General features: G+C 72.0%; 11 protein-coding genes. 5 read left to right on the top strand and 6 right to left on the bottom strand.

Annotation, left to right across the window (positions count from 1 at the left end; translation table 11 throughout):
• Positions 1 to 26 precede the first annotated feature (26 nt).
• The gene (locus LY12_RS01325; RefSeq protein WP_253852747.1) at positions 27 to 635 is read left to right on the top strand and encodes a DedA family protein; all 609 of its coding nucleotides are present in this window, start codon (positions 27 to 29) and stop codon (positions 633 to 635) included.
• Here LY12_RS01325 and erm read toward each other — a convergent pair.
• Positions 526 to 1383, bottom strand: a complete 858-nt coding sequence (erm, locus tag LY12_RS01320; protein ID WP_308292048.1) for a 23S ribosomal RNA methyltransferase Erm — start codon at positions 1381 to 1383, stop codon at positions 526 to 528. The genes LY12_RS01325 and erm overlap by 110 nt on opposite strands.
• 396 nt (positions 1384 to 1779) lie before the next feature.
• Between erm and LY12_RS01315 the strand changes: the two genes are divergently transcribed.
• Positions 1780 to 2160: a hypothetical protein gene (locus tag LY12_RS01315; protein WP_253852745.1), complete on the top strand. Its 381-nt coding sequence runs from the start codon at positions 1780 to 1782 to the stop codon at positions 2158 to 2160.
• 177 nt (positions 2161 to 2337) lie between these two features.
• Here LY12_RS01315 and LY12_RS01310 read toward each other — a convergent pair whose 3' ends face one another.
• Entirely contained in the window at positions 2338 to 3405 is a 1068-nt protein-coding gene (locus tag LY12_RS01310) for a cobalt-precorrin-5B (C(1))-methyltransferase (protein ID WP_253852743.1), read from the bottom strand.
• 77 nt (positions 3406 to 3482) lie between these two features.
• Between LY12_RS01310 and LY12_RS01305 the strand changes: the two genes are divergently transcribed.
• Both LY12_RS01305 and LY12_RS01300 read left to right on the top strand, forming a co-directional pair.
• On the top strand, positions 3483 to 4241 hold the full coding sequence (locus tag LY12_RS01305) for a cobalt-precorrin-6A reductase (protein ID WP_253852741.1): 759 nt from the start codon (positions 3483 to 3485) through the stop codon (positions 4239 to 4241).
• 45 nt (positions 4242 to 4286) lie between these two features.
• Positions 4287 to 7472, top strand: a complete 3186-nt coding sequence (locus LY12_RS01300) for an arabinosyltransferase domain-containing protein (protein ID WP_253852739.1) — start codon at positions 4287 to 4289, stop codon at positions 7470 to 7472.
• Between the two features lie 134 nt (positions 7473 to 7606).
• Here the strand turns inward: LY12_RS01300 and LY12_RS01295 are convergent, their stop codons facing one another.
• From LY12_RS01295 to LY12_RS01280, 4 genes are read right to left on the bottom strand one after another with little or no spacing between them, the layout of a single operon-like run.
• Positions 7607 to 8164: a nitroreductase family protein gene (locus LY12_RS01295; RefSeq protein WP_253852738.1), complete on the bottom strand. Its 558-nt coding sequence runs from the start codon at positions 8162 to 8164 to the stop codon at positions 7607 to 7609.
• 14 nt (positions 8165 to 8178) lie between these two features.
• Entirely contained in the window at positions 8179 to 9702 is a 1524-nt protein-coding gene (locus LY12_RS01290; RefSeq protein WP_253852737.1) for a precorrin-2 C(20)-methyltransferase, read from the bottom strand.
• Positions 9699 to 10328: a precorrin-8X methylmutase gene (locus tag LY12_RS01285; protein ID WP_253852736.1), complete on the bottom strand. Its 630-nt coding sequence runs from the start codon at positions 10326 to 10328 to the stop codon at positions 9699 to 9701. The genes LY12_RS01290 and LY12_RS01285 overlap by 4 nt, the downstream gene beginning before the upstream one ends.
• 55 nt (positions 10329 to 10383) lie before the next feature.
• Positions 10384 to 11643 (bottom strand): ferredoxin-like domain-containing protein, encoded by a 1260-nt coding sequence (locus LY12_RS01280; RefSeq protein ID WP_253852734.1) that lies wholly within the window; start codon positions 11641 to 11643, stop codon positions 10384 to 10386.
• Between the two features lie 274 nt (positions 11644 to 11917).
• Here LY12_RS01280 and cobN point away from each other — a divergent pair, with 274 nt between their 5' ends.
• Positions 11918 to 15517 carry a cobaltochelatase subunit CobN gene (cobN, locus tag LY12_RS01275; protein ID WP_253852732.1) on the top strand — a complete coding sequence of 1200 codons (3600 nt, stop codon included), beginning with the start codon at positions 11918 to 11920 and terminating at the stop codon, positions 15515 to 15517.
• The last annotated feature ends 13 nt before the right edge of the window (positions 15518 to 15530 follow it).

Genomic DNA, 15530 nt, shown 5'->3' with positions numbered 1-15530 from the left:
CGCCGCAGGCCGAGATCGTGGAGGACATGACGGGCGACCTGTTGGGCAGTACGTGGCTCCTGCCGTTGCTGGCACTCGCCGTGCTGGCCGACGGCCCGCTGCCGTTCCTGCCCAGCGAACCGGTGCTGCTGTCGTCGGTCGCCGCCGCGGGCGACGCCGGCAGGGTCGTCGCACTCGCCGCGGCGGCCTTCGTGGGATCGCTCGCCGGTGACGCCCTGCTGTACACGCTCGGCAGGTCGTCGCACCGGTTCCTGCGCGGCAGGCGCGACGACACCTGGGTCCGCAGGCAGCTGCACCGGAGGCCGATGCTGACGCTGGTGGCGGTGCGGTTCCTGCCGGGAGGGCGCCTCGTCAGCGTCGCCGCGGCCGGTCGCGTGCGCATTCCGGTGATCCGCTTCGTCCCGGCCACGGTCGTCAGCTCCGCCGTGTGGTGCGGATACATGACGGGCATGGGACTGCTGATCGCACCGGTCACCCGTGGTGATCCGGTGCTGTCGCTGCTCGCCGGGATCTGCATGGCCACGGTCATCGGCGCTGTGGGCGAGTCCGCCCGCCGGATCGTCGCCCGTCGCCGGGCCGCCGCGCCGGCAGCTCCGCTGCCAGCCCGTGCAGCGCTGCCCACTGCTGTGCGCTGAGTTCGCGCGGCAGGGCCGTGGCACGCACCCCGTTGTCGGCGAGCCACCGGTTCACCGCGGCGCGGTCGCCGAATCGGCGCGTCAGGATCTCCCTGATGCCTCGACCGGGTCCGGTGAACACGGCGTGGACCAGCTCGGTGTAACCGCGGCGTTCGGATGCCGGGACCAGCGGGCGGGCGCGGCGGCTGATCGTCAGCAGGCCGCCGTCGACGTCGGGACGCGGGGTGAACGCCGATGCGGGGACCCGCCGGTCGAGCCCGAACTCGAACCACGGCCACCGCTGGGCCGTCATCATCGTGGCCCCGCCGACGCCTGCGCGGCGGCGCGCCACCTCCCACTGGACGAGCAGCACGGCGTCGGTCCAGTGGTCGGCGGCCAGCACGCGGCGCAACATGCCGGTGGTGCGGTGGAACGGGAGGTTGCCGACGATCACGTGCGGCGCACGGGGCAGGGCGAAGCCACCGAAGTCGGCGTGGACGACGCGGGTCCGCGGCGGCTGCCCTCGCTGGTCGGCCGATCGCGGGCGACCCACCGTGTTCCGGAGCCCGGCGACGAGGCGCCCGTCGAGCTCGACCGCGGTGATCTGCCTTCCCAGCGTTTCGAGAGGGAGTGTGACGGCGCCGGCTCCGGGGCCGATCTCGACGATCGGGCCGTCGGTGCGGGCGACGAGGTCGACGATGCGGGCGATCGTGGCCCGGTCGGTGAGGAAGTTCTGGCCGAGTTCGTGTCGGCCGCTGTGACGAGACACGGGTGTTCTCCGGGTGCCGTGGGTGACCCGGGCAGCACAACGTGGGCCGCCCGGCAGGACTGCCGAGGACGGCCGGCGCACGGGGAAGTCGAGCGATACGCCGAGGCCGCCGCTATGCGCGGCGCAGCCTCACGAAGAACGCCACGAAGAAGGCACCTGAACCCATGCGGAACAACGTACGGACGCGCGCCGTGGCGTGTCGACTCGTTTTCCGGTGCTGCAACCGGCGACTCCGCGGAGCACCCACACCGGCGCCGACAGCGGTCCCCCCTGCGGGAACCGGGCGGCAGATCGACCGGCACCGCCGAGCCACCGTCCGACCACCCGAGAACCACGGGTCGACCATGCCGCCACCGCACACTCGGCCCGGCAGAAACCGCAGAGGGAAAGGAACGCATGCGCCCGATCACCCGGCACGCCGCCGCAGCTCTCGGCGCCCTCGCACTCGCAGGCACCACGACGCTCACCGCCCACGCCGACGCGGCGCAGCCGGCTCCGGCCGGCGACGAGGGCGGCTCTCACATCAGTGGCTACTGCCCCTCGGTCGCCAATCCCACGGTCCCCGGCGGCCGGGCTCACTGGGAGCTCGTGTGCGCGGACGGCGGTGTCAACTTCTTCGGCTGGGTCGAGGACACCCTGCCGGACAACACCGACATCTGCGTCGACACGGTTGACAATTGGGGCCTTGTCCGGACGAAGGGCTTCGGGACCAGGGAAAGCTTCAACTACCGCGTGGCCAACACGAACTACGTCGGGTTGGAGCTGAGCCACTGCTGACCCCCTGCGACCCCGTCGAGGCGAATGTCCACCACCCCGAGTAACCACATCCGCCGGGTGGAATTGCCCCCAAGGGCACTTTGGTTGCATTGAGCGCCACCAAAGTGCCCTTGGGGGCATCACCGCACTCACCCGGATGCCCACCCGCCATGCAGGGGTGGTTGCGGAGCGTGTGGGTCAGCCCGCGCGGCCGACGACGGTGCCCGCGCGGTCGATGGCGATCACGTCGACGTGCACCGGCGCGTCGCCGAGCACTTCGACGGCCTGCTGCCGGGCACGTTCCGCGACGAGATCGCCCAGCTCCAGACCGGCCTCCCGCGCCAGTTCCAGCGCGTGCAGCGCCGTGTTCGCCCCGCCGATCGCGGCCGCCACCTCGCCCCGGCCGGCGTCCTCGGCGATCCCCGCCAGCAACCCGAGATCCACCTGCGACCGCTTCGAATGCAGGTCCAGGTGCCCCGCGGCCAGTTTCGACAGTTTCGCGAACCCGCCGGACAGGGTCAGCCGCGGCACCGGATTCCGGCGCAGGTACTTCAGCACCGCGCCCGCGAAATCGCCCATGTCGAGCAGCGCCTCGTCGGGCAGGCCGTACAGCTCCTGCGCGACCCGCTCGGACGTCGACCCGACCGCGCCCGCGACGTGCTCGAGTCCCAGCGCCCGCGCGACGTCGATCCCGCGGCGGATGCTGTCGATCCACGCCGAGCACGAGTACGGCACCACCACACCGGTCGTGCCGAGCACCGACAGGCCACCGACGATGCCGAGCCGGGGATTCCACGTGTGCCGCGCCATCTCCTCACCGCCGTCGATGCCGACCTCGACGACGACGTCGGCGCTGCCGCCGTGCTCGGCGGCCACGCGCTGCACCGCCTCGGTCATCAGCCGCCGAGGCACGGGGTTGATCGCGGCCTCACCGACGTCCAGCGGCAGGCCGGGCAGCGTCACCGTGCCGACGCCCGCCCCCGCACGGAACGTGACCCCGCTGCCCTCCGGCCCCGGCCGTACGGTGGCGATCACCAGGGCGCCGTGCGTGACGTCCGGGTCGTCACCGGCGTCCTTGATCACCCCGGCGCTCGCCTCGCCGCCCGTGAACCGTTCGGTGGCGAGCGCGAACGACGGGCGCCGGTCCTTCGGCAGCCGAACCTCGACCGGGTCGGGGAACTCGCCCGTCAGCAGGGCGGTGTAGGCGGCGGTGGTCGCCGCGGTCGCGCAGGCGCCCGTCGTCCAGCCGTACCGGAGCTCGGTCACACAATCACTCCGTCACGCGCTCGGTTACGTCACACATTCGCCCGGCCGGGTGGCGGGCTCGGTCAGACTGTCCGGTCATGGGAAGTATCGCTCCACGGGTGCTGATCCTCGGCGGCACCTCCGAGGCTCGTGCGCTCGCCGCCGAGCTCGTCGCCCGCGAGGTCCCGGTGACATCGTCCCTCGCGGGCCGGGTGGCCCAGCCCCGCCTCCCTCAGGGGGACGTCCGAGTGGGTGGTTTCGGCGGCCCCGACGGTCTCGCGCGGTGGCTGACCGACCACGGCATCGGTGCCGTCGTCGACGCGACGCACCCGTTCGCGCGGCGGATCTCCGCGTCCGCGGCCACGGCGACCGCCTCGGCCGGCGTACCCGTGCTCCGGCTCGAACGGCCCGGCTGGCAGCCCGGCGACGGCGACGACTGGCACTGGGCCGACACGCTCGCCGACGCGGCTCGGCTGCTGCCCCGGCTCGGCACCAGGGCGCTGCTCACCACCGGCAGGCAGGGCCTCGCCGAGTTCGCCGGTCTCGACATGTGGCTGCTCGCCCGCTGCGTCGACCCGCCGGACGAGACCGACGGTCCCCTCCCCGCCCGGCTCGACGTGACACTGTCACGCGGTCCCTACCGCGTGACCGACGAGGTCGAGCTGCTCCGCAGGCACCGCATCGACGTGCTCGTCACGAAGGACAGCGGCGGTGACATGACCTCGGCGAAGCTCCACGCGGCACGTGAGGAGCGTGTTCCGGTGGTCGTCGTACGCCGTCCACCACGTCCCGAGATGCCCCGTTCGGCCGATGTAAAATCCGCCGTGCGCTGGGTTGTCGACCGCACAGCGGGATAGCCCCGCGGGCGGGCCGCCCGTGCGCTCCCGCTAGCGTGACCTCCGATGCGGCCAGCGATCTCGAATTCGACGGACACATCCGGGCAGCAGCCGGAGCATTCCGGCGCATCCGCCGGATCAACGGGCCCTCGCGCGAACACGCAGAAGAAGTGGCTCGCGACGATCCTGGGACTCGTCGCCGCCCTGTGCGCCGTCGCGTACCCGTTCCTGCCCGTGGTCCAGGACACCGCGCGGATCAGCTGGCCAGCGGGCGGCGACACCGAACAGGTGAACGCCCCGCTCGCCGGCTACTGGGCCCAGGAGTTCACGGCCGACGTGCCGTGCGCGACGGCCCGGTCGGTCGACGACCGGACCGCGGGCGAGACGAACCTGCTGTCGACCGTCCCGCCGGAACGCCTCGAAGACGGCGCCGGCATGCAGCTGCGGGTGAACGACCACACGCTCATCGCGTTCAGCCGCGGTGAGCAGGTGGCGCGCCAACAGCTCCCGGCCGGTGACTGCACCATCTCGGTCTCGTCGACCGCCGAGCACACGAGCATGTCGGTCAACGGCACGCCGGTGTACTCCGAGGACGGTGACGTACGCCCGCGGGTCGTCGGCATCTACTCGTCGATCGAGGCCGCGCAGGACCCGACCGACGGGCTCGGCGTGTCGATCACACCCGACACCCGCTACCAATCGGAACCGACGGTCCTGAAAACCGTCGTGGGTGCCGTGGCCGTGGTGGCACTGCTGGCCTGCCTGTTCGTGGTCAACCGGCTCGACCGCGGCTTCGCACGCCGGGCACCCCGCTGGGCGCCGGTCGGCTGGTGGCGGTTGACGGGCCGCGACGCGGTCGTGATCGGCATGCTCGGGACATGGGTGTTCATCGGCCCGGTCACGGCCGACGACGGCTACATCCTGTCGATGGCCCGGGTGGCCGAGGACGCCGGATATCTCACGAACTATCACCGCTGGTTCGGTGTCGCGGAGGCGCCGTTCGGCTGGTTCTACCACGTCTACGAGCTGATGGCACACGTCAGCACGGTCGCACCGTGGATCAGACTGCCGTCCTTCCTGCTCGGGGTGCTCAGCTGGCTGCTCATCAGCCGCGAGGTGATGCCGCGGCTCGGCAAGGCGGTCCGGTCGAGCCGTGCCGCCGCGTGGGCCGCGGCCACGGTGTTCCTGGTCTGGTGGATGACCTACAACACCGGTACCCGGCCCGAGCCGGTCGCCGCGCTCGGCTCGCTGCTGGCGATCTGCGCCGTCGAACGGGCGCTGGTCACCCGGCGGCTGCTGCCCGTCGGCCTGGGGCTGCTCGCCGCCGCGTTCACCCTGGCCGCCACGCCCACGGGACTCATCGCGGTGGCGCCCTTCCTGGTCGCGGCCAAGCCCCTGTTCCAGCTGCTGCGCCAGCGTGCCCGCGACAACGGGTGGCGGCCGGTGCTGGCGCCGATCGCGGGCGCGGGCCTGCTGGTTCTGGTCGTCGTGTTCGCCGATCAGACGTTCGCGACGGTCCTCGAAGGCACGCGACTGCGGACCGCGGTCGGGCCGAACCTGTCCTGGTTCCAGGAACTGAACCGCTACGAGCTGCTGTTCACCGACTCCGCGGACGGCTCCGCGACCCGCCGGTTCCCGGTGTTGCTCCTTCTGTTGTGTACCGCGGCCTGCCTGGCTGTGTTGTTGCGGCGAAGCCGGATCAAGGGCGCCGCACTCGGGCCGAGCCGCCGCCTCATCGGCACCACCGCGGTGTTCTTCCTGCTCATGGCACTGACGCCGACCAAGTTCACGCACCACTTCGGCGCCTTCGCCGCGGTGGGTGCGGCCATGGCGGCGCTGACGGCGCTGGCGGTCAGCGCCTCGGTGCTGCGGTCGCGGCGCAACCAGGCACTGTTCGTGACGGGGCTGCTCGGCGTGTCCGCGCTGGCACTGACCGGTCCGAACGCCTACTGGTTCATCTCCCGCCTCGGCGTGCCGTGGTGGAACATGCCGCCCCAACTGTTCGGCATCAAGATCGCCACGGTGTTGCTGGTCTGCGCCGCACTGTTCGCGCTGTACGCGTTCGTCGAGAACATCCGTTCGGGACGACCGCAGGCGCCGCAACCGTCGCAACGCCGGATGCTGTTCCGCGGTTCGCTGGCGTTCGTCCTGGTCAGCGGGCTGTTCGTGGCCGCCGAGGTCGGTTCCATGGCCAAGGCCATCCACGAACAACGCGGCACCTACTCGTTCGGCAAGGCGAACATCGAGCACGTGACGGGTTCCAGCTGCGGACTCGGCGACTACGTGATGGTCGAGCGCGACCCCGTGTCGAGCATGCTCACCCGGTTGCCTCCGGGCCGGCAGCGCACCGCCCCGCTCCAGGAACAGCCGGACCGTGACCGGCCGGGGGAACTGCCGCCGCCGCAGCGGGCGAACGGCCCCGTGCAGGAGGGCTTCCACAGCGAACCGCTCAGCGACGGTGACGCACTGGCCGAGCCGCCGCACGGATTCACCCCGGAAACGGTGCCGATGTGGAGCAGCTACAACGAGGCCGCCAACCCGACCGGACAGCTGCGCACCGACTGGTTCGGGCTCGGCGACCGCACCGACGGGGACCAGGTCGCGCTGTCCGCCTACGCGCCGGGCGGCAAGGCCACGCAGGTCGAGCTGGAGTTCGGCAAGCCCACGCCGCAGGGCTTCGAGGTCACCGGCACCGAGACGCTGCTCGACTCCGGCGACGGTGAAGACGAGTGGAAGGACCTGCGGCTGAGCCTCGACAAGGCACCCGACGGGGCGACGGCCGTGCGCGTCGCCGCGGGCGACGACGACCTCACCGAGGACGGCTGGGTCGCCGTGACCGCCCCGCGCGTGCCCACGTTCACCACATTGACCGAACGCGTCGGCGACGCTCCGGTGTACATCGACTGGCCCGCCTCGTTCGTCTACCCGTGCCTGAGCCCGATGAAGATCCGCAACGGCATCTACGAGATGCCCGACTACCGGATCGTCGCCGAACCCCTGGCCCACGAATCGAACATCGCCAGCAGCCAGGGCGGCGGGCCGATCGGCAACCTCGAAGAGGTCGCCGACGACCCCGAGGTGCCGAGCTACGTGAAGGGCAAGCCCAGCCAGGCGTGGGGCTCGCTGTACGAGGTCAGGCCGTACCGCCAGGGCACGGAACCGACGGTCGAGACGGGCGAGCGGACCATGTGGGGCTGGCAGTCACCCGGCCCGGGCCCGCAGCAGCCGGACGGCAACTCCAAGAGCCGCTGAGCACCGGCCGATCGCGGCACGCGCCTCCCGTGGCGCCGCGACCGGCCGGCGGTGCAGCAGTTGGGCACATGCCACGGGAGGCGGACGGCAAGGACCGCCCGTGACCGGCACCGCGTGTGCCGGTCACGGGCGGCTCACCCGTGCCAGGTCAGCAACTCGGAGACGGGATGTCTCCCCGTCGGCACCGCAGAGTTCCCCGACACGGAGTTCCCCGACACGGAGTCGGCGTCGCTCCCGGCGCGGCCCACCGACATCGCGTGCTCGGCGTGCCACGGGCCGTCGACCCCCAGCAGCCGGTCCGCGGCGCGGACGTTGTCGTCGGGGTAGAACGTGGCCAGACACGTGTCGTAACCGAGCGCCGCGGCCGCGACGGTGAGCGACTGAGTGACCCTGCCCAGGTCGAACGGCGTGTCACGAAACCCGTTGTCGCGGGTCAGCAGCACGAGGACCAACGGTGCACCCGCGAGGTGACCCGCATACGCACCGCACCCGGCGAGCTGCCTGCGCACGCCGGCGTCGGCCACCGCGACGAACCGCCACGGTTGCCGGTTCCGTGCCGAACCGGTCCGTCGCGCCACGTCGACCATGCGCTCGACGTCCTCGCGCGGCACCGGATCGGCCGAGAACAGCCGCCGCGACGGCCTGCCCACGAGTGCGCGCAGGCTGTCCACGGAGTCTGGAGCGTCGGACATCCGGTCTCCTGGTGTCAGCCGTAGCTGCGCGGGGTCCAGACGAGCGGCGTGCCGTCGGGCTGGGTGCGCACCCGCGTCCGCGACGAGCCGACGATGAGCACACACCGCATGTCGACCTCGGCGGGGTCGAAGCCGCCCAGCGTCGCCACCCGCACGGCCTCCTCGGCGCCACCGACGTCACGGGCGATCACGACCGGGGTGTCGGCGGCCCGATGCCGCAACAGCACGTCGCGCGCATCCGCCAGCTGCGTCGTGCGGCTCCGCGACGCGGGGTTGTACAGCGCGACGACGAGGTCCGCCCTGCCCGCCGCGTCGAGGCGGCGTTCGATGATGTCCCACGGCTTGAGCCGGTCGGAGAGCGACACCGTCGCGAAGTCGTGCCCCAGCGGGGCGCCCACCCGGGAAGCCGCCGCGTGCGCCGCCGTCACGCCGGGCACGACCCGCACCGCGACGTCGGCGAACTCCTCGGCCTCCGCCTGTTCCAGGACCGCCGAGGCCATGGCGAACACGCCGGGGTCACCCGACGACACAACGGCCACCCGTGCCCCGCCGGCGGCCAGCTGCAACGCCTCGCGGGCGCGGTCGGCCTCCACGCGGTTACCCGAAGCGTGCCGCTGCTGCCCGGCCCGCTGCGGCACCTTCGCCACGTACGGGCCGTAGCCCACGAGATGTTCGGCCTCGCGCAGGGCCTCGTCGGCCTCCGGGGTCAGCCACTCCGGTCCCGCGGGGCCGAGGCCGACGACCACGACGTCACCCCTGGCCGGATCGCTCGTCGGTGCGGGCGCCTCGTCGGCGCCGGCCTTGCGCGAGGCGTAGGCGGGGCTCGGCACCACGGCCAGCGAGAAGTAGGGCACCGTCTCGGGGTCGACGTCGGTGAGTGGTTCGACGCGCTGCACCTGCCAGCTCGCGCGCTCGACGTAGTACGCCTCGTCGAGCCGCCCTGCCTCGGTCAGTGCCTCGTGCACGGTGCCGAACGTGCGCCCGAGTTTGAGCACTGCGGCGGCCTCCGTGTCGGCCAGCCTGCGGGCCAGCTCCGGGGCCGGCAGCGTGCCGGGCAGCAAGGTGAGCACCTCGTCGCGCTGCACCAGCGGGCGGCCGAGCTCGGCCGAGGCGCCGCTGACGGAGGTCACGCCGGGTACGACATGGGCCTCGTAGCGGTCGGCGAGACGCTCGTGCATGTACATGTAGGAGCCGTAGAAGAACGGGTCGCCCTCGCACAACAGGACGACGTCGCGGCCCTCGTCGAGATGCTCCGCGAGGCGTTTCGCGGCGAGCTCGTAGAACTCGGCGATCGCTCCCTCGTAGCCGCCGGGATGGTTCGTCGTCTCCGTGGTGACCGGGTACATGAGGCGCTCTTCGAGCTGCGCGTCACGCAGGTACGGCTCGGCGACCGACCGCGCGATGCTCCGGCCGTGGCGCGCGCAGTGGTACGCGACGACGTCCGCCTCGGAGATCAACCGCGCGGCCTTGACCGTCACCAGTTCCGGATCACCGGGCCCGAGGCCGACGCCGTACAGCACGCCGGTCGCGGAGCTCACAGGATCTCCTCCTTCGTGGCCAGCGCATTGACGGCCGCCACGGCCATCGCGCTGCCACCGCGCCGTCCGCGCACGGCCAGATGCGGCGCCGGACCGCGCGTGATCAGCAGGTCCTTCGACTCGACGGCGCCCACGAACCCGACGGGGACGCCGATGATCGCCGCGGGCTTGCCGACGCCCTCGTTGATCAGCTCCAGCAGCCGGAACAGCGCCGTCGGGGCGTTGCCGATCGCGACGACCGAACCCGGCAACCGGTCCCGCCACAGTTCGAGCGCGGCCGCCGAGCGCGTGTTGTTGAGCTGTTCGGCCAGCCTCGGGACCCGTTCGTCGGAGAGGGTGCAGACGACCTCGTTGTCGGCGGGCAGCCGGTTGCGGGTGATGCCGCTGGCGATCATGTTCGCGTCGCACAGGATCGGCGCGCCCGCCTCGAGCGCCCTGCGGCCCGCGTCCACGAAGTCCAGGCTGTAGGCCAGGTCATCGACGAGATCCGGCATTCCACACGTGTGGATCATCCGTACCGCCACGGTTGCGACGTCGTCCGGCAACACGGCGAGATCGGCCTCCTCTCGGATCGTCGCGAACGAGTGGCGGTAGATCTCCGCTCCGTCGCGGATGTAGTCGATCACTGCTGTCCTTCCCGTGTCGTGCGGTCGGATGGTCACGCGCCCGCCCGTGAGGTCGTCACCGGCGCTGCGCGGACAGGGCCTCGGCGACCCGGTCGAGCCCGACGAACGTACCTCCGACGTGATAGCCACCTTCCGCGGCGACCACGTCGATGTGAGATCCGCCCGGTCTGCCGCACCGCCGCGAACACCCTGCGAAGTGGGCGGCGACCCCGTCGGGGGCCAGCTCCAGCGCGTCCGCGCGCACGTCGGCGTGGGATTTCGCGCACCGCGGAGCCCCGATGCACGCGCTCACCCCGAGTAGCGGATCGTCCGGGTCGACGACGAGATCCGCGTACGCGGCGAGCTCGCCGGGCGACGTGTCGTGGACCACGACGGTGCGCCACGGTGTGACGGTGAGCGCGCGGCCGTCACGGCCGCGACCGGCGAGGTCACGCAGCGTGTCGGCGGACAGTTCCCCGAACCGCGGTGCGGCGACGACGGCGTGGGTGCCCCGCACGGTCCCGACCGGTGCCGGTGGTGCGAATCGCTGCGGGACCGGCTCGATGTCGGTACTCGCATGCGAGCGCAGCGCCTCGACCACGGGTGACGGGTCGATCTCGCGGAGCCGCCACGCCTCGTCGCGGACCTCGTCGAACGCCCGCGCACCCGCGACCAGGGCCGCCGCGGCACGGGAGGCCGGCATGCGCAGGCCGGTGTCGGCACCGGCCACGAGCACGGCGCCGGTGCCGTCCGCCGTCGCTCGCCAGCACAGGTCCGCGTCGGCCGCGACGTCACCGCTGCCGTCGTCGACGGCGAACAGGAACCGGCCCGGCAAGTCGGTCAGCTCGGGTGTGGCGCACACCATCGCGTCGAGATCGCGCACGAGCGGCCGCACGTCGGCGATGCCCGCGGACCTGCCGGCCTGCTCGGTGTCCCCTGCCGCGCGGCCTCCTGACCACAGCCGTGGAGCGAGGCCGGACAACGGTGAACCCAGGATGTTGCGGATGCGCTCGTGGCCCGGCGACGGCAGCAGCCCAGCCCCGGCGAGCCTGCCGACGAGGGCGTCGGCGTCCCGGACCGCGCGCAGCTGCAGGTTCCCGCGGGAGGTGAGGTGCACCCTGCCGTCACCGAGATCCGCGGCACAGGCTGCGATCACCCGTGCCTGCTCCGGTGCCAGCAGGCCGCCGGGCAGCCGGACGCGCGCGAGCGGGCCGTCGGCGGCTTCGTGCGTCGCGACCACCCCGGGGCAGGCGTCCGCGCGCAACCGGGCGACACCGGAGCGGTCACCGGGGCCGTCGGCGGGCGGTGCGTCGGCGGCGGGTGGGGTCGTGGCCATGTGCCCACTGTAGGCAGCCGGGACGACAGCCTCGTCCCTCGCGATGTTTCCCCTGCGACCCGCGGCCGGCGACCTCGGCCGGCGACCTCGGCCGCCGCCGGCCGAGGTCGGCGCGGGAAACGGCGCGTTGCCAACGAAAGCCGGCGGCACTCCCTGCGTGGCGCGAACGGTCCCTTCGCGCCACCTCCCCCAGGTCAGCGCGCTGCGGAGCAATACGTCACCTTGACTCGCCACGCCTGCCCCCGGAGAGTTGGCGGCCGAGGAGGAACTACCTGTGATCTTGCTGCTGTCCACGTCGGACACCGACCTGTTGAGTGCGCGCTCGAGCGGCGCCGACTACCGCCTTGCCAACCCTGCCCGACTCGACCTCGACGAGCTGCCGCGGCTGCTCCATGGAGCGCCGATCGTCGTCGTGCGCATCCTCGGAACCGAGCGCACCTGGGCCGAGGGACTCCGCATCGTGCGCGAGAGCGGCGCGCACGTCGTGGTGCTCGGCGGCGAACAGGCGCCGGACGCGGAGCTGATGGCGCTGTCGACGGTCCCCGTCGGCTCCGCGACCCAGGCGCACACGTATCTCGCCCACGGCGGGCCGGAGAACCTGGCTCAGCTGCACCGTTTCCTCTCCGACACCCTGCTGCTGACCGGCGACGGGTTCGAACCTCCCGCCGAGCAGCCCTCGTGGGGTGTGCTGCCGCGGCCCTCGGGCGGGCCTGCCGACGGTCCGGTCGTGGCGATCCTCTACTACCGCGCGCACCACCTGTCCGGCAACACCGCGTTCGTGCACACGCTGGCCGACCGGGTCGAAGCCGCGGGCGGGCGTCCGCTGCCGATCTACTGCGCGTCGCTGCGCTCGCGCGAACCGGAGATGATGGCCGAGCTCGAACGGGCCGATGCGCTGCTGGTGACCGTGCTGGCCGCGGGCGGCACCCGGCCGTCCGAGGCGGGCGCCGGCGGCGACGACGAGTCGTGGGACGTGGCCGAGCTCGCCGCGCTCGACGTCCCGACGCTGCAGGCGATGTGCCTGACCAGCGATCGCGACACCTGGCTCGACAACGACGAGGGCCTGTCGCCCATGGACGCGGGCAACCAGATGGCCGTGCCCGAGTTCGACGGCAGGCTCATCACCGTGCCGTTCTCGTTCAAGGAACTCGACGAGGACGGTCTGCCCCACTACGTGCCGGACGCCGAGCGCGCCTCGCGCGTCGCGCGCATCGCGCTGGCACACGCCCGCCTTCGCCACACGCCCACCTCCGACCGCAAGATCGCGCTCATGCTGTCGGCGTACCCGACGAAGCACTCGCGCGTCGGCAACGCGGTCGGGCTGGACACGCCCGCGTCCGCCGTCGAACTGCTCCGCCGCATGCGAACCCGGGGATACGACCTGGGGCCGGACGCCTTCCCGGGTGTCGATCCGACCGGTACGGATCAGCCCGACGGCGACGCACTGATCCACGCGCTCATCGAGGCGGGCGGCCAGGACCCGGAATGGCTCACCGAGGAACAGCTCGCCGGCAACCCGATCCGGGTGCCCGCCGCGCGCTACCGGAAGTGGTTCGAGCAGCTGCCCGAGGAACTGCGCGAGGAGATGATCGAGCACTGGGGCCCGCCACCGGGCGAGCTCTACGTCGACGGCGGCTCCGACGGCGACATCGTGCTGGCATCGTTGCAGGCCGGCAACGTCATCCTGATGATCCAGCCGCCGCGCGGCTTCGGGGAGAACCCGGTCGCCATCTACCACAACCCGGATCTGCCGCCGAGCCATCACTACCTGGCCACCTACCGCTGGCTGGAGGAGGAGTTCGGCGCCCACGCCGTGGTGCACCTGGGCAAGCACGGTTCACTGGAGTGGCTGCCGGGGAAAACGGCCGGGCTGTCGTCGTCCTGCGCGCCGGACGCGGTCCTCGGCAACCTGCCGATGATCTACCCGTTCCTCATCAACGACCCCGGTGAGGGTGCGCAGGCGAAACGCAGGGCGCACGCCACGATCATCGACCACCTCGTGCCGCCGATGGCTCGCGCCGAGAGCTACGGCGACATCGCCAAACTGGAACAACTCCTCGACGAGCACGCCAACATCTCGGCGATGGACCCGGCGAAGCTGCCCGCGATCCGCCAGCAGATCTGGACACTGATGCAGGCGGCCAAGCTCGACCACGACCTGGGGCTCGACGAACGGCCGCACGACGCGGAGTTCGACGACATGTTGCTGCACGTCGACGGCTGGCTGTGCGAGGTCAAGGATGCGCAGATCCGCGACGGGTTGCACGTTCTCGGTGCGGCTCCGGCGGGTGAGGCGCGTGTCAACCTCGTGCTGGCGATGCTGCGGGCGAATCAGATGTGGGGTGGCACCCAGGCCGCGGTTCCGGGGCTGCGCAGCGCGCTCGGGCTCGTCGAGGACGCCCCGAAGTCCGATGTGGACCGGATCGAGGCCACCGCTCACGAGCTCGTCGACGCGATGGAGCAGCGCGGCTGGTCGCCCGAGGCCGTCGACGAGGTCTGCACCGCCGTCGGCGAGGACGTGCGGGCCGACGTGGTCCCGGTGCTGCGGTTCGCGGCCGAGGAGATCGTGCCGCGGCTCGCGGGCACGAGCGGCGAACTCGACGCGGTCCTGCACGCGCTCGACGGCGGGTACATCCCGGCGGGCCCGAGCGGCTCACCGCTGCGCGGTCTGGTCAACGTGCTGCCGACCGGGCGCAACTTCTACACGGTCGATCCGAAGGCGATTCCGAGCAGGCTCGCGTGGGAAACGGGCCAGTCGCTCGCCGATTCCCTGTTGAAGCGGTACCGCGCCGACAACGACGACCAGTTCCCCCGCTCGGTGGGGCTGTCGGTGTGGGGGACATCGGCGATGCGCACCTCCGGCGACGATGCCGCGGAGGTGCTCGCGCTGCTGGGTGTCCGGCCGGTGTGGGACGAGGCCTCGCGCCGGGTCACGGGCATCGAGCCGATCCCGCTCGACGAACTCGGCAGGCCGCGGATCGACGTCACGGTGCGCATCAGCGGCTTCTTCCGTGACGCGTTCCCCCACGTGGTGAACCTGCTCGACGACGCGGTCCGCCTCGTGGCGGCGCTGGACGAACCGGAGTCGCAGAACTTCGTCCGCGCCCACGTACGCGCGGACGTGGGCGACCACGGTGACGAACGCCGTGCCACGACCCGGATCTTCGGCTCGAAGCCGGGTTCGTACGGCGCAGGTCTGCTACCGCTGATCGATTCGGGTAACTGGCGTGACGACTCGGATCTGGCGGAGGTCTACGCCGTGTGGGGCGGTTACGCCTACGGCCGCGGCCTCGACGGTGCCGAAGCGCGCCAGGACATGGAGAGCTCCTACCGGCGGATCGCGGTGGCGGCCAAGAACACCGACACCCGCGAACACGACATCGCCGACTCCGACGACTACTTCCAGTACCACGGCGGCATGATCGCCGCGGTACGCGCACTGACCGGCAGTGCGCCCCGCTCGTACATCGGCGACAGCACCAGTCCGGACGCGGTGCGCACCCGGTCGCTGTCGGAGGAGACGACCCGGGTGTTCCGCGCCCGCGTCGTCAATCCCCGCTGGTTGGCGGCGATGCGCCGCCACGGCTACAAGGGCGCGTTCGAACAGGCCGCGACGGTCGACTACCTGTTCGGCTACGACGCCACGGCCGGCGTGGTCGACGACTGGATGTACGAGAAGCTCACCGAGTCGTACGTGCTCGACAAGGAGAATCAGGACTTCCTGGCGCAGGCCAATCCGTGGGCGCTGCGCGGCATCATCGAGCGCCTGAACGAGGCGGCCGACCGCGGCCTGTGGGCCGAACCGGACCCGGACCTGATGTCGGCCATGCAGGAGGTCTACCTCCGGATCGAAGGCGACCTGGAAGACAGGTGAGGCCGTCGCCCGT

The organism is Prauserella alba, assembly GCF_024171735.1.
Lineage (GTDB): Bacteria > Actinomycetota > Actinomycetes > Mycobacteriales > Pseudonocardiaceae > Prauserella > Prauserella alba.
This window is presented reverse-complemented; position numbering and strand designations above follow the sequence as displayed.